Source organism: Pseudomonas sp. LS-2, assembly GCF_003605735.1.
GTDB lineage: Bacteria > Pseudomonadota > Gammaproteobacteria > Pseudomonadales > Pseudomonadaceae > Aquipseudomonas.
This window is the reverse complement of sequence record NZ_QXTJ01000039.1, coordinates 941190-958124: the sequence shown is the minus strand read 5'-3', so window position 1 is coordinate 958124 and position 16935 is coordinate 941190. Positions and strand designations below refer to the sequence as shown.

At 57.7% G+C, this 16935-nt stretch carries 15 protein-coding genes and 4 pseudogenes; 16 read left to right on the top strand and 3 right to left on the bottom strand.

What is annotated here, in order from left to right:
* Positions 1-281 precede the first annotated feature (281 nt).
* Together D3M70_RS25625 and D3M70_RS25620 are read right to left on the bottom strand one after the other, a co-directional pair.
* Positions 282-1502, bottom strand: a complete 1221-nt coding sequence (locus tag D3M70_RS25625; RefSeq protein WP_120128381.1) for a CaiB/BaiF CoA-transferase family protein — start codon at positions 1500-1502, stop codon at positions 282-284.
* Positions 1503-1512: 10 nt separating this feature from the next.
* A complete protein-coding gene (locus D3M70_RS25620; RefSeq protein WP_120128380.1) occupies positions 1513-2694 on the bottom strand; it encodes an acyl-CoA dehydrogenase in 1182 nt (393 codons plus the stop codon).
* A 174-nt stretch (positions 2695-2868) separates the two neighbouring features.
* Between D3M70_RS25620 and D3M70_RS25615 the strand changes: the two genes are divergently transcribed.
* From D3M70_RS25615 to D3M70_RS25570, 10 genes and pseudogenes are all read left to right on the top strand, one after another.
* Positions 2869-3765 carry a LysR family transcriptional regulator gene (locus D3M70_RS25615; RefSeq protein ID WP_120128433.1) on the top strand — a complete coding sequence of 299 codons (897 nt, stop codon included), beginning with the start codon at positions 2869-2871 and terminating at the stop codon, positions 3763-3765.
* Positions 3766-4200: 435 nt separating this feature from the next.
* A complete protein-coding gene (locus D3M70_RS25610) occupies positions 4201-5322 on the top strand; it encodes a Re/Si-specific NAD(P)(+) transhydrogenase subunit alpha (RefSeq protein WP_120128379.1) in 1122 nt (373 codons plus the stop codon).
* A gap of 11 nt (positions 5323-5333) precedes the next feature.
* Positions 5334-5657, top strand: coding sequence for an NAD(P) transhydrogenase subunit alpha (locus tag D3M70_RS25605; protein WP_120128378.1), 324 nt, complete (start codon positions 5334-5336; stop codon positions 5655-5657).
* Positions 5657-7102 carry an NAD(P)(+) transhydrogenase (Re/Si-specific) subunit beta gene (locus D3M70_RS25600; RefSeq protein ID WP_120128377.1) on the top strand — a complete coding sequence of 482 codons (1446 nt, stop codon included), beginning with the start codon at positions 5657-5659 and terminating at the stop codon, positions 7100-7102. Before D3M70_RS25605 ends, D3M70_RS25600 begins: the two co-directional genes overlap by 1 nt.
* Before the next feature lie 186 nt (positions 7103-7288).
* Positions 7289-8727: pseudogene (locus tag D3M70_RS25595) on the top strand (acetyl-CoA hydrolase/transferase family protein); the annotation flags it as partial.
* A 325-nt stretch (positions 8728-9052) separates the two neighbouring features.
* Positions 9053-9268, top strand: a complete 216-nt coding sequence (locus D3M70_RS25590) for a DUF1127 domain-containing protein (RefSeq protein WP_062386508.1) — start codon at positions 9053-9055, stop codon at positions 9266-9268.
* Positions 9269-9642: 374 nt separating this feature from the next.
* Positions 9643-9960: a DUF2388 domain-containing protein gene (locus D3M70_RS25585; protein ID WP_120128375.1), complete on the top strand. Its 318-nt coding sequence runs from the start codon at positions 9643-9645 to the stop codon at positions 9958-9960.
* 105 nt (positions 9961-10065) lie between these two features.
* Entirely contained in the window at positions 10066-10371 is a 306-nt protein-coding gene (locus D3M70_RS25580) for a DUF2388 domain-containing protein (protein WP_120128374.1), read from the top strand.
* 34 nt (positions 10372-10405) lie between these two features.
* Positions 10406-10726, top strand: coding sequence for a DUF2388 domain-containing protein (locus D3M70_RS25575; RefSeq protein ID WP_120128373.1), 321 nt, complete (start codon positions 10406-10408; stop codon positions 10724-10726).
* Positions 10723-12684, top strand: coding sequence for a DUF4105 domain-containing protein (locus D3M70_RS25570; protein ID WP_120128372.1), 1962 nt, complete (start codon positions 10723-10725; stop codon positions 12682-12684). The genes D3M70_RS25575 and D3M70_RS25570 overlap by 4 nt, the downstream gene beginning before the upstream one ends.
* A gap of 73 nt (positions 12685-12757) precedes the next feature.
* On the opposite strand, the gene D3M70_RS25565 is transcribed toward D3M70_RS25570, so the two are convergent.
* Positions 12758-13615: an SDR family oxidoreductase gene (locus tag D3M70_RS25565; protein ID WP_120128371.1), complete on the bottom strand. Its 858-nt coding sequence runs from the start codon at positions 13613-13615 to the stop codon at positions 12758-12760.
* Between the two features lie 212 nt (positions 13616-13827).
* Here D3M70_RS25565 and exbB point away from each other — a divergent pair, with 212 nt between their 5' ends.
* The 6 genes and pseudogenes from exbB to D3M70_RS25545 all read left to right on the top strand — a co-directional run bounded on the left by exbB (position 13828) and on the right by D3M70_RS25545 (position 16929).
* Complete coding sequence (gene exbB, locus D3M70_RS25560) at positions 13828-14820, top strand: tonB-system energizer ExbB (protein ID WP_120128370.1); 993 nt, start codon at positions 13828-13830, stop codon at positions 14818-14820.
* Positions 14821-14823: 3 nt separating this feature from the next.
* A pseudogene (gene exbD, locus D3M70_RS25555) lies at positions 14824-15116 on the top strand (TonB system transport protein ExbD); the annotation flags it as partial.
* Between the two features lies 1 nt (position 15117).
* Positions 15118-15205 (top strand): annotated as a pseudogene (locus D3M70_RS33700) (TonB system transport protein ExbD); the annotation flags it as partial.
* A pseudogene (locus tag D3M70_RS33695) lies at positions 15202-15364 on the top strand (energy transducer TonB); the annotation flags it as partial. The pseudogenes D3M70_RS33700 and D3M70_RS33695, both read left to right, overlap by 4 nt.
* Before the next feature lies 1 nt (position 15365).
* Positions 15366-15908 (top strand): energy transducer TonB (locus tag D3M70_RS25550; RefSeq protein ID WP_256659971.1); only part of this gene is annotated, 543 nt, incomplete at its 5' end.
* A gap of 91 nt (positions 15909-15999) precedes the next feature.
* The gene (locus D3M70_RS25545) at positions 16000-16929 is read left to right on the top strand and encodes a hydrogen peroxide-inducible genes activator (RefSeq protein ID WP_120128369.1); all 930 of its coding nucleotides are present in this window, start codon (positions 16000-16002) and stop codon (positions 16927-16929) included.
* The last annotated feature ends 6 nt before the right edge of the window (positions 16930-16935 follow it).

The following is a 16935-nucleotide window of genomic DNA, read 5'->3' as shown; positions in this document are numbered from 1 at the left end:
TCTACAGCGTTACAATCTGCTGTCAACCACCTTTTTCACCGCTGTCGATTCAAGCATCTGAATCGAAGCACTTCCTCACTACTTACTTCGTCCAACTCTTTGATTATCAAGGAGTTTTCCGTTTCGTCTGCGCCGGAAGTGGGGCGAATTATAGAGAGATTCAGAGGGACGTCAACAGTTAATTTGAAGTTTCCATGAAAGAACTGAAACTCGAGGAAAATCAGCTAGTTCCTTCTGTTTATATAGGGCAGCGCTCATCACGACTCTATATAGAGGCGTATCTATAGAACACCCGCCTCGCGCAAAGACATTACCGCTTCATCGGAGAGCCCCAACACACCAGTCAAAACCTCGAGCGTGTGCTCCCCCAACAGAGGCGGCGCGCGTCGATACTCCACAGGGGTACCCGAAAGGCGTATCGGGCTTGCCACTTGCGGCACTGTTCCACCCAACGCATGAGGCAATTCGATCTTCAGGCCACGCGCCAGGACCTGTGGGTCTTCGAAGACTTGTGACACATCGTTGATCGGCCCGCACGGCACGCCAGCACGCTCCAGTGCCAGGACCCATTCGGCAGTGGTTCTAAAGACAGTGGCCTGGCGTATCAGCGGAATCAGCTCGACCCTGTGCGCAACGCGCTGCTTGTTGGTGGCGAAACGAGGATCGTCCGCCCACTGCGGTTGACCGGCGACTTCCGCGAACTTGCGAAACTGACTGTCGTTACCCACTGTCAGGATGAAATCCCCATCAGCCGTAGGAAAGTCCTGATATGGAACGATGTTCGGATGAGCGTTACCGAGCCGTCTGGGCGCTACACCTGTTGTCAGATAATTCATTGCCTGGTTCGCCAGACAGGCAACCTGCACATCCAGCAGCGCCATATCAATGTGCTGACCAACACCACCCTGGTCACGATGAGCCAGCGCAGCAAGAATCGCAGACGTGGAATAGAGCCCTGTCAGAATGTCGGTCAGCGCCACCCCGACCTTCACCGGGCCTGCGCCTTCCTCACCCTCAGGACGACCGGTCAGGCTCATCAGCCCACCCAACCCCTGAATCATGAAGTCATAACCCGCGCGCCTTGCATATGGGCCGGTCTGGCCGAAGCCGGTAATCGAGCAGTAGATGAGCCTCGGGTTCTCGGCCTGCAGCGACTCGTAATCCAGACCATAGGCCTTGAGCCCCCCGACCTTGAAGTTTTCGATCACGATGTCGGATTTCGCTGCCAGCTCACGCACCAACTTCTGACCCTCGGGTCGGGTGAAGTCGATAGTGACTGACTGCTTGTTTCGATTGGCCGAGAGGTAATAAGCCGCTTCGGAGGTGTTCTCGCCTCGAGAATCCTTCAGGAACGGAGGCCCCCAGGCGCGAGTATCGTCACCATTGCCTGGACGCTCGATCTTGATCACGTCGGCGCCGAGGTCGGCCAATATCTGGCCCGCCCAAGGGCCAGCCAGGACCCTGGACAAATCCAGCACACGCAAATGCGATAGCGCGCCCATGGCAGGCTCCTTAATAGAACGCCTGAATGCCGGTCTGCGCGCGCCCCAGAATCAGCGCATGCACGTCATGGGTACCCTCGTAGGTGTTCACCACCTCAAGGTTGACCAAATGGCGAGCGATGCCGAACTCATCGGAAATTCCGTTACCACCGAGCATGTCACGCGCCATCCGAGCAATGTCCAAGGACTTGCCGCAGGAGTTACGCTTCATGATCGAGGTAATTTCCACTGCAGCCGTACCCTCATCCTTCATCCGGCCTAGACGCAGGCAGCCTTGCAAGGCCAGAGTGATCTCGGTTTGCATGTCAGCCAGTTTTTTCTGAATCAACTGGTTGGCAGCCAATGGACGCCCAAACTGTTGACGATCAAGCGTGTACTGACGCGCTGTATGCCAGCAGAACTCCGCAGCCCCCAAAGCGCCCCATGAGATGCCATAGCGTGCCGAGTTCAGACAGGTGAAGGGGCCTTTAAGACCGCGCACATCCGGAAAGATGTTTTCCTCGGGCACAAATACGTTATCCATCACGATTTCACCGGTAATGGAGGCTCGCAAGCCGACCTTGCCGTGAATGGCCGGAGCGCTGAGACCTTGCCAGCCTTTCTCCAGTACGAACCCGCGAATGTCGCCAGCATCGTCTTTCGCCCACACAACAAAGACGTCAGCAATCGGGCTGTTGGTAATCCACATTTTGCTACCGCTAAGACGATAGCCGCCCTCAACGGTTTTGGCGCGTGTAATCATCGCGCCCGGATCAGACCCGTGATTAGGTTCGGTCAGACCGAAGCAGCCAATCCATTCTCCCGAGGCGAGCTTGGGCAAATACTTCTGTTTCTGCGCTTCGGTTCCGAACTCGTTGATCGGCACCATCACCAACGAAGACTGAACGCTCATCATCGAACGATAGCCAGAGTCGACTCGCTCCACTTCACGAGCGATGAGCCCATAGCAGACGTAATTGAGGCCGCTGCCGCCGTACTGTTCGGGAATCGTCGCGCCAAGCAGCCCCACTTCGCCCATCTCGCGAAAGATAGCCGGATCAGTTTGCTCATGACGGAAGGCTTCCAGGACGCGAGGTGCGAGCTTGTCCTGGGCGAACTGCTCGGCGCTGTCACGAACCATGCGCTCCTCTTCGGTGAGCTGCTGATCCAGCAAGAGCGGATCGATCCAGTTGAAGCTTGCCTTACCACCCATGACTTTCTCCTCGCTTGGTAATGTTCCCGGACTCTGCCGAGAAAAGTCGTGGATTGATCCTAGGCGTGGATCGGAACCACAGCAAACGATGATTCCGCATACCCTTGTGCTAATTTCTCATTCCGAAATCTGGAAAACTCCAGAAGATCCGACTAACGAGTGAGGTTCGTGTACATGCGCCGAAGAATCCCTAGCACTGCCGCACTGGTCAGCTTTGAAGCGGCCGCTCGTCATGAAAGCTTTACCAAAGCAGCAGACGAGCTCTCTCTTACGCAAAGCGCGATCTGTCGACAGATCGGCGGCCTTGAAGAGTTCCTCAATGTAGAGCTGTTCAGGCGCTCACGCCGAGGGGTCAAACTGACGGAAGCAGGGCTTTCTTACAGTCGACGTGTTGCTACTCAACTCGACGCTGTGGAGCGCGACACGCTGTCAGTGATGGGTCATCAAGGAGCCAATGTCATCGAGCTCGCCGTGGTTCCTACCTTTGGGACACAGTGGCTCTTACCCCGCCTGAAGGACTTCCAGCAGCAAAATCCTGATGTGACCATCAATTTGACGAACCGAACGCGCCCCTTCCTGTTTGCGGACACCGATTTCGATGCGGCTATCTATTTCGGTGATGCCGACTGGTCCGGTACAGAATCGCACCGCCTGATGAATGAGAACCCGATGCCGGTTTGTAGTCCCGCTTTACTGGGCAACAAAGCCCAACTGAGCGCTCGAGAACTAGCGGACATGCCACTGCTGCAGCAGACCACGCGCCCTTACGCCTGGCGCCAATGGTTCAACTCGATGGATATGGCTGTCGCGCGAGACATGACAGGACCGCGATACGAGCTATTCTCCATGCTTGCTCAGGCAGCCATGCACGACATGGGCGTCGCACTGATTCCTCCCTTTCTCATTCAGCGCGAGCTGTCCGAAGGGCGTCTGTTGATTGCCAATACTCATGCGTTATCGAGCGTGAAAGCGTACTACCTGATGATTCCGGAGCGAAAAGTCGAGTCTGCGTCCTTGAAAGCTTTCAGAGACTGGCTGGTAAACCAGGCTGAAACCTACGCCCTGCCTTGAGTTCGGACCTTGCAACTGAATTTACTGACCTTGTAGTCAGCTAGAAAGAAACGCTACATATGTATTCATATGTCGCATTTAAGAAACACGTCTGTTCTTTATCAAAAACAGGCTACAGGCTTTATATGACGGGGCTTTCAGCGTGATTGCGCCCTATTCTTCCGGTAGATAGAAAAAAAACTTCAACCACCTCATATAGCGCCAGGAACCTTTAAATACGGGGCCTGTAGCGTTTTGTTGCGTCAAACGGTCACAGGGTGACTTGTAGTTAAAGACACGTCGCGTTACAGAATTCCTTGAAGCCCCCTGGCTTCGCCTGCAAAATGCCGCGCCCCTCCTTTTCTTGCGGGGCGTGGTGATCGCTGCCCCAGACGCGCCATCCGCAGTGCGCTGGCCTATTTTCAAAAGATAAAAAGATCACGCAGGAGATTTGACGTGCACATTGGTGTCCCTCTAGAAACCCAGTCCGGTGAAACTCGGGTTGCTGCAACTCCGGAAACCATCAAGAAGCTCATTGGCCAAGGACATAAGGTCACCGTCCAGTCTGGCGCAGGTATTACTGCCAGCGTCACGGACAGTGCCTATGAAGCGGCAGGCGCTTCGATTGGCAGCGCCGCCGATGCGTTCGGCGCCGAGCTGCTCCTCAAGGTCGTGGCACCCAGCGACAGCGAATTGGCTCTGATCAAGAGCGGTACCGTTGTCATCGGGATGCTCAACCCCTTCAACAACGAGATCATCGCCAAGATGGCCGAGTGTGGGATTACCGCGTTCGCCCTCGAAGCGGCTCCCCGCACTTCCCGTGCGCAAAGCCTCGACGTGCTGTCTTCGCAGGCCAACATTGCCGGGTACAAGTCGGTATTGCTGGCCGCGCATCACTATCCGCGCTTCATGCCGATGCTGATGACCGCAGCCGGTACGGTGAAGGCTGCCCGCGTTTTGATCCTCGGAGCAGGCGTTGCCGGCCTGCAAGCCATCGCCACTGCCAAACGCCTTGGCGCAGTGATCGAGGCGTCCGACGTCCGCCCAGCGGTCAAGGAGCAGATCGAGTCGCTGGGCGCCAAGTTCGTCGACGTGCCTTACGAGACTGACGAAGAGCGCGAGGCGGCGGTAGGCGTGGGTGGCTATGCGCGCCCGATGCCCGCCAGCTGGATGCAGCGCCAGGCGGTGGCCGTTCACGAACGCGCCAAACAGGCGGACATCGTGATCACTACCGCGCTGATTCCCGGCCGCAAGGCACCGGTACTGCTGAGCGCGGAAACCGTCTCGCAGATGAAGCCCGGCTCGGTGGTGATCGACCTCGCGGCGGCCCAAGGCGGCAACTGCCCGCTGACGGTGGCTGACCAGGTGGTGATCGAGCATGGCGTGACGATCGTCGGCCACACCAATCTGCCTGCATTGGTCGCGGCCGATGCTTCTGCTCTTTATGCACGCAACCTGCTGGACTTCCTGAAGCTGGTCTTCACCAAGGAAGGACAGTTCGAGATCAACCTCGAAGACGACATCGTCGCTGCGTGCCTGATGTGCCGCGACGGCCAGATCGTCCGCAAGAACGGCTGAGGATAAAAACAATGGAAGACATGCTGATCTCTCACGGCGTCTATAACCTGATCATTTTCGTACTGGCGATCTACGTCGGCTACCACGTGGTCTGGAACGTGACACCCGCTCTGCACACCCCCCTAATGGCCGTGACCAATGCCATCTCGGCGATCGTCATCGTCGGCGCCATGCTGGCTGCCGCGTTGACGGTGACCCCACTAGGCAAAACCATGGGCACCTTGGCGGTGGCTCTGGCCGCAGTGAATGTGTTTGGTGGGTTTCTCGTCACTCGCCGCATGCTGGAAATGTTCAAGAAGAAGGCTCCGAAAGCCAAAGCTGAGGATGCCAAGTAATGAGCATGAACCTCGTGACCCTGTTGTACCTCGTTTCGGCGATCTGCTTCATTCAGGCCCTTAAAGGCCTGTCGCACCCTACTACTTCCCGTCGCGGCAACCTGTTTGGCATGTTGGGCATGGGCCTGGCAGTGCTGACCACGATTGGCCTGGTGTTCAAGCTGGCTGCGCTGTCCACCGACGGCGCCAGTGCAGGCATTGGCTACATCATCGTAGGCCTCCTGGTCGGCGGCACTGCTGGCTCGATCATGGCCAAGCGGGTCGAAATGACCAAGATGCCCGAGCTGGTGGCCTTTATGCACAGCATGATCGGCCTGGCTGCAGTGTTCATTGCCATTGCGGCAGTCGTCGAACCTCAGTCGCTGGGCATCGTCGCGCATCTGGGCGACTCGATCCCGACCGGCAACCGGTTGGAGCTGTTCCTCGGCGCGGCCATCGGTGCGATTACCTTTTCGGGTTCGGTCATCGCGTTTGGCAAGTTGTCGGGCAAGTACAAGTTCCGCCTCTTCCAGGGCGCACCGGTACAGTTTCCCGGCCAGCACAAGCTGAACCTGATTCTCGGACTCGCCACGCTGTTCTTCGGCTTGATGTTCATGTTCACCGGCAGCCTGTTCGCATTCAGCGTGATGCTGATCCTCGCGTTCATTATTGGCGTCCTGCTCATCATCCCTATTGGCGGCGCGGACATGCCCGTGGTCGTGTCGATGCTCAACAGCTATTCGGGCTGGGCGGCCGCCGGTATCGGCTTCTCGCTGAACAACTCGATGCTGATCATCGCAGGCTCCCTGGTTGGCTCTTCGGGTGCCATTCTCTCCTACATCATGTGTAAGGCGATGAACCGCTCGTTCTTCAACGTGATCGGTGGTGGTTTCGGCGGTGCTACGGATGCAGGCGCGGCAGCAGGCTCGAAGGAAGCCCGTCCGGTTAAATCGGGCTCGGCTGACGATGCAACCTTCCTGCTGACCAACGCCGACACTGTGATCATCGTTCCGGGCTACGGGCTGGCAGTAGCACGTGCGCAACATGCACTGAAAGAGCTGACCGAGAAGCTGACCCACGCCGGCGTGACCGTGAAGTACGCGATTCACCCGGTGGCCGGTCGTATGCCCGGTCACATGAACGTCCTGCTCGCCGAGGCCGAAGTGCCTTACGATCAGGTGTTCGAGATGGAGGACATCAACTCTGAGTTCGGTCAGGCCGACGTGGTGCTGGTGCTCGGCGCGAACGACGTGGTCAACCCGGCGGCCAAGAACGATCCCAAGTCGCCGATTGCCGGCATGCCGATTCTGGAAGCCTTCAAGGCGAAGACGATCATCGTCAACAAGCGCTCGATGGCCAGCGGCTATGCCGGTCTGGACAACGAATTGTTCTATCTCGACAAGACCATGATGGTCTTCGGTGACGCGAAGAAAGTCATCGAAGACATGGTCAAAGCCGTCGAGTAGGGCCCAAGGTCGCTGCAAGCCAAACCCTCGGCGCGAGTATCGGCCGAGGGTTTTTTACATCCCGCGCAACAGTGTTTTGTTCCTGAAGCCGCTAATTAGAGCCCTCTAATGCGACCTTGGTAGCGGGACGAAAAAAAATCAAAACTCTAGACTGCGCATTCGCTTCCCTGCCCTCGAGATAAAAACATGCACCGTGAACGTATCCGCCTGCCTTCCCTGATGAGTAAGGTAATGAGCGCGGCCGATGCCGCTTCCCTGATCAAGGACGGCATGACCGTCGGCATGAGTGGATTCACCCGCGCAGGTGAAGCCAAAGCCGTGCCTAAAGCCCTGGCTGAACGCGCCAAGACGTCTCCGCTCAAAATCAGCCTCATGACTGGCGCAAGTCTGGGCAATGACCTGGACAAGCAATTAACCGAGGCAGGTGTGCTCTCTCGTCGCATGCCATTTCAAGTCGACAGCACATTGCGCAAAGCGATCAATGACGGCACGGTCATGTTCATCGATCAGCACCTCTCCGATACAGTTGAGCAGTTGCGCAACCGCCAGATAAAGCCGGTGGATATTGCGGTCATCGAATGCGTGGCCATCACAGAAGAAGGTCACCTGGTGTTGAGCACTTCCGTGGGCAACTCCGCCAGCTTCGCGATCCTGGCGGACAAGGTCATCGTCGAGATCAACCTCTCGCAACCGATCGAGCTTGAGGGTCTGCACGACATTTATATACCGACATACCGTCCAACACGCCTGCCAATTCCCGTGCTCAAGGCCGACACTCGGATTGGCAGCCAGGCCGTGAAAATCGATCCAGCGAAGATTGTCGGCATTGTAATCAGCGACCAGACCGACTCACCTTCAACTGTACTGCCCGCTGACAGCGAGACTCAGGCCATCGCCGGTCACCTGGTGGAATTTTTCAAGAATGAAGTTCGCCAGAATCGCCTGACCAATCAACTGATGCCGCTCCAGGCGGGTGTCGGCACCATCGCCAACGCCGTGATGACCGGTCTCATCGATTCGCCATTCCATGGGATGGCCATGTACTCCGAAGTGCTTCAGGATTCCACGTTCGACTTGTTCGAAGCTGGCAAGCTGGACTTTGCCTCGGGATGCTCGATGACCCTCTCGGAGCGCAAGCACGACGCGGTCTTCAACAATCTGGAGCAGTACAAACCAAAACTCTTACTGCGCCCTCAGGAAATCTCTAACCATCCAGAAGTCGTGCGCCGTCTGGGCATTATCGGCATCAACACGGCGCTTGAATTCGACCTGTATGGCAATGTCAACTCCACCCATGTCGGCGGCACGCGAATGATGAACGGCATCGGCGGGTCTGGCGACTTCGCGCGGAACGCCCACTTGGCGATCTTCGTGACCAAGTCCATCGCCAAAGGCGGCGCTATTTCCAGCGTCGTGCCAATGGTCAGCCATGTTGACCATACCGAACATGACGTGGACATTCTGGTGACTGAGGTCGGCCTTGCAGATCTGCGAGGCCTGGCGCCTCGAGAGCGCGCTCGTGTGATCATCGACAACTGTGTTCACCCTGCTTATCGCGAAGCGCTCAACGATTACTTCCGAAAGGCCTGTGCTATTGGCGGACACACTCCCCATGTGCTGCGCGANGTAGGGAAAACAGTTCTGGATTGGTGACGACCTTTCGTCGCCACTTCCGAATCAATGAACGACATTCTGCCAAAAACTGTACTGCTGTACCGCTTGTTTTACCCATGAAAATCTCAGATTTCCCTATGCCTGCGCACAAAACGCACCAATTGCGTGCGGACCAATACAGTTGCCCCATATAAAGACAAAACAGTGACCTTCCACAGTTAACTGGAGCATCACAATACAAGTGAACTGTGTCTGGAGAGCGAAGGGCAACGAGAGGAAGATTGTCACCAATCAAGCCACTATCTAAACCCGCCACAAGCGGAAGGAAGAAGCACCATGGAACGCACCGTCAGTTCCGAACTGTTCTACGAAGAAACCGCTCAATCCGCTAAAGCCTCGTTGCCGCTGCGTATGTTCGCTAACCTGATGCTCTGGCAGCGTCGTCTGTCCAGCCGCCACCAGTTGGCCCGTCTGGATGCTCGTCTGCTGGCTGACGCCGGCATCAGCGAATCCCAGCGTTACGAAGAGCTGAGCAAGCCGTTCTGGCGCTAAGTTAGCGTCTGCTGGTCCCAGGCCGAGAGCCTCTCGCCAGCAACCTGAATTGTTCAAACAAGACCCGTCGCAGGTAACTGCTGACGGGTCTTGTCGTTTCAGGCGTAGAGAAACCAATCATGCCTGCGAGCGCACAGGTACAGTTTTCGTAGAGATATAAGACACCGTTACAGTCTCGAGATAACGGGGGCTGAAGCCCAGCGACTAACGCCCGGAAGCGATGAATATTTGAAATGGCATTTGGCCGGGATAGTGCGCAGCACAGCTGTTACGCTACTCTTACGAAACCTTTGCCTCATCGCCTGCGAGACAGCTCTGCTCATCGCCAGATTTTGCGCGTGTGGTTTTCACTTTGTTCCCTGTGGAGTTCAAACATGTCCCGCCTTCGCCTGTTGAGCGCAACAGCTCTGTTGACCGTTGCAGTGGGAGCTCAAGCTTCCAGTTTTGTCGTAACCACCGACACGACCGTTCGAGCTCTGGATGCTTCGTCCAACGCCACATCGAAAATCTCCTCCTCATTCCATGACGACAAGATCGTCTTGGCCGCACGAGACGACGCTGCCAGCTTCGTTGCCTCTCAGGGTGAAATCCGCGGCGCCAAGCTTGAAGGCGCGATGCGCCACATTCGTGAGGTCGTACCCGCGCTTCAGGCTTCCGATGCACAGTTGGCACAAGCAATTCTCGCCATCTGATTCAGCATCGCGACAGGTTTCCCAACGCTTGCCCCGACACCTTCACTGGCTCTGATCGGGGCATTGCGCTAGCCTTGCGACTCGTTTTGCCAATACCGAAGACTCATGCATTTATTGTCGCGCCTGTTGATTGCAGCGACCGCCAGCCTGGTTTGCGCAACCCAGGCTCAAGCGTTCGACACAACCACACAAAGCCTGATCAAAAGCGGGTACGCCACCAGCCAGGTGACGACCGGGCCTTTCGATAACAAACTGATACTTGCCGCCCAGGATGATGCTGCAGCGTTTATCGCCAGTGATGGCAAACTGCGAGGAGCACAACTGGAGTCCGCGCTGGTTTATCTCCGCGAAACCCAACCAAAACTTCATGCCAGCGACCTTGAACTGGCGCAGGCAATCCTCGTCCAATAATCACTTCTGATCTTCTGTATGTTGGAGACGTTACATGCGTACCCCGCTGATTGCCGCTGCCATCGGCCTGCTGTTGCTGGCTGACATGGCGCAGGCTCAAACCTTGAAAGCCACCAGTAATATCGTTGTTCGCGCGTTTGGCCGCAGTATCGATTTTACCTCGGACACCACCACCTCGATCCGTGACTCCAAAGTCGTTCTGGAAGCCAGGGACGATGCCGCAAGCTACGTCGCCAGCAATGGCGATATCCACGGCGCCCAGCTAGACGCAGCGTTCGCCACTCTGCGCGAACGCCTTCCGGAAGCCCGCAATGCCAGTGATCAGGATCTGGCCGAAGCCATTCTCGCACTGTGAGACGCGTAGCTGTCTGGCTGCTGGCGTCGGCGTTCTCGCTGGTCTGCACGAGCGCCTTCGCCAACCTGAGCCTGTCGCTTTACACGGACGGGCTTGACTCTGCCCAGCAAAAGGCCAGTCAGACACTGCTTGATGAAGCCCTCGCGCACTTACCACCACTGTTCATCAAAAAACTTGATCGTAAAGTAGAAGTCCGCTGGACCGACGACATGCCCTCGAACGCTTACGGGCGTGCAGACGGGCCTTACCGTCTCGATCTGAATCAGCACCTGCTCGCAGGATTGACCGACGGCAGTGCAGCCACCACTAGGACCAATCGCCCCCACGGCACCGTGCGCGAAGAAATGCTCGCCACAGTACTGCACGAACTGACCCACATTTACGACCATGCGCAGTTATGGTCGCCGGAAGACCGCAGGCTCATCATTGCCTGTGCTCGACAGGGCCACAGCATGGGAAAAGTCGGTCTGCGCGACAGCTGCAGGGGGCAGACAGACCGGCGCTTCACTTTGAGCGATGACCCGCGCCTGCTGGATCTCGCCGGCTGGCCTCAATACGTCGGACGCCGAGGCGACCGCGAGGAGCGCAATGGCCAGGTTGCTCGCAGCCCGGACATTTACGAAATCAGCAGCCCGCTGGAATTCGTCGCCGTGAACATGGAGTATTTTCTCCTTGATCCAGCGTACGCCTGCCGGCGTCCCGCACTCTACGACTACTACAAGAAGCTTTTTGACTGGGCGCCTGCCGCCAAAGACGATTGCCCGACTTCCTATCCCTACCTCAATGCAGGCAACGACTTTGCCCGAGAGCCGCTGGGCAAACTCGACCCAGAACGTGTGTATGAAGTCGACTATTTACTCGCCGAGGCCAATCAGAATCTCGTGAGCCGGTGGGGTCACAGCATGCTGCGCCTGGTGATCTGCAAACCGGGACGCCCACGCGGGCCGGATTGCCGCCTGGATCTGGATCAGCATCTGGTGTTGTCCTACCGCGCGTTCGTCAACGACCTGCAGCTTTCCAGCTGGAGCGGCTTGACCGGCGCTTACCCCTCACGGCTGTTCGTACTGCCGCTGGGGCAGGTGATCGATGAGTACACCAAGACAGAACTGCGCAGCCTGGCATCGGTACCGTTGAAACTGTCCCGCGAGGAAATCGAAGGGCTGGTGCAACACGCAGCCGAGATGCACTGGGCGTATGACGGCAACTACTGGTTCCTGTCTAATAACTGCGCCGTGGAAAACCTGAAACTGTTGCGCAGCGGCACCAACGATCCCCGACTTGTAGGGCTCGACAGCATCATGCCCAACGGACTGCTGGAAGTGCTCAAAGGCCGGGGACTGGCGGATACCAGCGTGCTGGATGATCCGAAAAAGGCGCTGCGCCTGGGTTACCGATTCGACTCCTATCGGGACCGCTATCAGGCAATGTTCGACGTGCTGCGCAAAACCACGGATGTGAAGGAAACGACCGTTGAGAACTGGCTGGCGCTGCCAGCTAAAGACCGACGGCCGTATTTCCCCCAGGCCGACTTGCGTACCAGCGCGGCAATGCTGTTACTGGAGCAAGCGGGACTGCGCCGCCAACTGTTACTGGCACAGGACGAGGTGAAGCAGCGGTACCTCAGCGCTGTGGAGAAAAAGGATAACGGCGTCTCCAAAGCAACCGGCACGTTACAAGACATCCTCGCTAACAGCGGTTTTCTGAGCCGACCGGCTGAGCTGCTGGGCAGCGCGGGTTACGGCTTGCCGCAGGAAGGCGAATGGAAACGCCTGGAAGACGAGAGCAGCCAGCGGCAGAAACAGCTGCAGCGGCTAAGTGGCGATCTGGACAAAGAAGTAAGAGCTCTGTTGGAGCCTGACCGTGCGGCCGAAATCGCCGCCACCGAGGACAATCTCAAGCAAGTCGGCGAACACCTACGGGCGTTGCACAAGGCAGCGGGCGGCTTGGACTTGCCTTAAGCATTGCGGCCATCCGCATCTGTTTCAGGCCGGCCCCCTGTGGTCCGGCCACAATCAATCCAAACGTGTGCGATCAATCACTCTGCGCCAACATCGCTGAATATCCTTCCTTATAACTGGAAAAACGTGGCTTCCAGCCCAGCGCCCTTGCTCTGGCATTGCTGCACCGCTTGCTGCCTGCCCGTCTGAGACTGTTTTCCTCGGACCATTGCGTCACACCGAGTCGCTCGCGCATCCAGCCCACCACCTCTGCCAAAGGCGCCGGTGCATCGTCTACCCCGAGGTAACAGTCATCCAGCGTCACGCCACCAGCATCGGTCTGCAACAGAAAAGCAAGCAGACCGGCCGCATCGTCGGCATGAATCCGGTTGCCGTAAAGCGGAGGGTCAATGGCAACACTGTATCCCTGGCGCACGCGATTCATCAGATCACTACGTCCCGGGCCATATATCCCGGTAAGTCTGACGATACTGGCGGGATATTTGCTGCTGAGCGCGACCTGTTCAGCCTCGCGCATTACCCGACCGGAAAACCCCTGCGCCTCGGCCGGCGACGTTTCATCGATCCACTCGCCCTGCTGCTGCCCATACACGCTACTGCTGGAAACGAAAACAATGCGGCTGGGCCTCTGCCCGCTTTGATCGGTCCAGGCCAGGACGTGGCGCAGCCCCTCGACATAAGCCGCGCGGTAGCCTGGTTCATCACGCTCGGTCGGAGTTGCGCAATACACCAGATAATCGATCCGCGCCTCGGGCCATTGTGCAGGTATGCGCGCATCGAAAAGATCGCCGCGGATACCGAGCACACCTTGCGGCAGTTTCGCTACATCCCTGCGCATGCCGTACACCGTCCACCCTTGATGCAACAGTTGCGACGCCAGACGTCCACCAATGTCACCACATCCAGCAATCAGAACAGACGGCATCGCCATCACCAATCTCCACATCAAAAGTACGTTTGAACCCGCAATACAAGGCCTGAAAGCGACCGTCGGGTTGGGACAACGGTAAAAAAAGATACTCTATTACTTTTGTTAACAAGAATTACTTGCAATAATAACGACCCTTTGTTCTCCTCCGCTCGCCTCGTGCGAGCGCGACGCATCAAGAACGAACACCTATCTTCATACCAGGTCGGGCCAGCATGACATCTATTCAATCCCCCGCTTCGTCAATCTCGCTTTCAGGTTTGCCACGTGCAGGGCGTGCTATCTCCGCCGTCCTATTCAGCTTGATGCTGACCCCGATTGCGTTCGCCGATTCGAGCGCTCCCGCGCAAACCCCTCCGGTACAATCCGCAGCGCCTGCCCAAGCGCCGACTCCTGCTGCTCCTGCTGTGGACACCGCAGCAGCGCCAGCTGTTCAGGACCCTGCCGCACCCGCACCGGTTGACTCCGTCGAGGCCATCGCCGAAGACAATACGCTGGGCATGTCCCACGACCTGTCGCCGTGGGGTATGTACAAGAACGCTGACATCGTCGTCAAAGCCGTCATGATCGGCCTTGCTATCGCGTCCATCATCACCTGGACCATCTGGATCGCCAAAGGCTTCGAGCTGCTTGGCGCCAAGCGCCGCCTCAAAGGCGAAATCGCAGCCCTCAAGCGTGCACGCACGCTGGACGAAGCCAGCGCCGGTGCCAAGAAAGAAGGCACGCTGGCCAATCTGCTGGTACATGATGCACTCGAAGAAATGCATCTGTCGGTCAACAGTCGCGAACGCGAAGGCATCAAGGAACGCGTCAGCTTCCGTCTGGAGCGCCTGGTTGCCGCCTGCGGTCGCAACATGAGCATGGGTACCGGCGTTCTCGCCACCATCGGCTCCACCGCCCCCTTCGTCGGTCTGTTCGGAACCGTGTGGGGCATCATGAACAGCTTCATCGGCATCGCCAAGACTCAGACGACCAACCTGGCGGTCGTTGCACCCGGTATCGCCGAAGCGCTGCTGGCAACGGCGCTGGGTCTGGTTGCCGCGATTCCTGCTGTCGTGATCTATAACGTTTTCGCCCGCTCTATCGCCGGCTACAAAGCGCAAGTGTCCGATGCATCGGCTCAAGTTCTGTTGCTCGTCAGCCGCGACCTGGATCACCAGCCCGCCGCTGACCGCAGTCAACAGCCGCACATGGTAAAAATGGGGTAAACCATGGGCCTGCATCTTAATGAAGGTGGCGACGATCTCGCCGAGAACCACGAAATCAACGTGACACCGTTCATCGACGTCATGTTGGTGCTGCTGATCATTTTCATGGTGGCGGCGCCATTGGCGACGGTGGACATCAAGGTCGATCTGCCCGCCTCTACGGCGAAACCGGCGCCCCGACCCGAGAAGCCGATCTTCCTGAGCGTCAAGGCTGACCAAAGCCTGTACCTGGGTGACGACAAGGTTGCGCGCGAACAGATCGGTGCGGTACTGGACGCCAAGACCAAGGGCAAGAANCGACCTGATGGAAGTCATGAACGTTCTGCGTGGCGCCGGTTATCTGAAGGTCGGTCTGGTAGGTCTCGAGACGGTTGGTAAGAAATGATCAATAGGCGCCAAAAACTGACGCGCTATAGCGGTAGTCTGTTGTTGGTGCTGGCGATCCATGCCGTTGCGATCGTGGTCGCACTGCGCTGGCCCGCATCGCAGGCCATCGAGCTGCCACCGGCAGCAATGATGATCGAGCTGGCGCCACTCCCCGAGCNCAGCCCCCTGCGCTGGAAGAGCAACTGCCGATTCCGCCTATCGCCGAAGCACCAAAACCGGAAATCGCCATTCCGAAACCGGTCAAGCCAAAGCCAAAGCCACAGCCTCCCAAGCCTGTGAAGAAGGTCGAGCCGCCGAAGGAAGAGAAGCCTGCCGAGGAAAAACCGGTAGACACTCCGCCATCCAACGCCAAACCTGAGAAATCGGCCGCACCGGAACAGGCTCCGCCGACGCCACCGAGCACTGCACTGCCAAGCTGGCAGGGTGATCTGTTGCGCCATCTGAGCAAGTTCAAGCGCTACCCGGAAGACGCGCGTCGTCGTGGCATGCAGGGCATCAATCGCTTGCGCTTTGTCGTCGATGGCGAAGGTCGCGTGCTGTCCTACGAAATTGCGGGGGGGTCAGGCAGCGCGGCACTGGATCGGGCCACGCTGGAAATGATTCGTCGCGCCCAGCCATTGCCTAAACCGCCGGCCGAATTGCTCAACAATGGCACGCTGGAAGTGGTCGCACCCTTCGTTTATTCCCTGGATAAGCGTTGAAACCTTGATTTTGCGACATCGGAGGGTCTGATAACGTGCGTCTATCGATTGCACCCGCTATGCTGGGGCCGCAACTTCATGGACGCACGCTATGACCCTCACAGAATTGCGCTATATCGTTACCCTCGCTCAAGAGCAGCATTTCGGCCATGCGGCCGAGCGCTGCCATGTCAGTCAGCCGACCCTGTCGGTTGGCGTAAAGAAGCTGGAAGATGAACTCGGTGTGCTGATATTCGAGCGCAGCAAGAGTGCGGTACGTCTTACGCCGGTTGGCGAGGGCATCGTGGCTCAGGCGCAGAAGGTGCTCGAGCAGGCTCAAGGCATTCGTGAACTGGCCCAAACCGGCAAGAATCAGCTGACTGCCCCTCTTAAAGTCGGTGCCATCTATACCGTTGGTCCCTACCTGTTCCCGCACCTGATCCCACAACTGCATCGGGTCGCCCCGCAAATGCCGTTGTACATCGAAGAAAACTTCACCCACGTGCTGCGCGACAAGCTGCGCAACGGGGAGCTCGACGCGATCATCATCGCCCTGCCGTTCAACGAAGCCGACGTACTGACCATGTCCCTGTACGACGAACCGTTCTACGTACTGATGCCGGCAGATCATCCGTGGACCCAGAAAGCCACCATCGATGCCTCGGCGCTCAACGACAAGAGCCTGCTGCTGTTGGGTGAGGGTCACTGCTTCCGCGATCAGGTCCTGGAAGCCTGCCCTACCCTGGTCAAGGGCGGCGACAGCGCCAAGCACACCACGGTCGAATCCAGCTCGCTGGAAACCATCCGGCATATGGTCGCTTCGGGTCTGGGTGTTTCGATTCTTCCAATGTCTGCAGTGGACAGCCATCACTACGCCCCAGGTGTGATCGAGGTTCGCCCGCTCTCTGCCCCGGTGCCTTTCCGAACGGTCGCGATCGCCTGGCGCGCAAGCTTCCCGAGACCGAAGGCCATCGAGATTCTCGCGGACTCGGTCCGTCTGTGCTCCGTCGCGCGTCCTAAAGCTCAGGCACAAGCGAGTTAAGTGGCG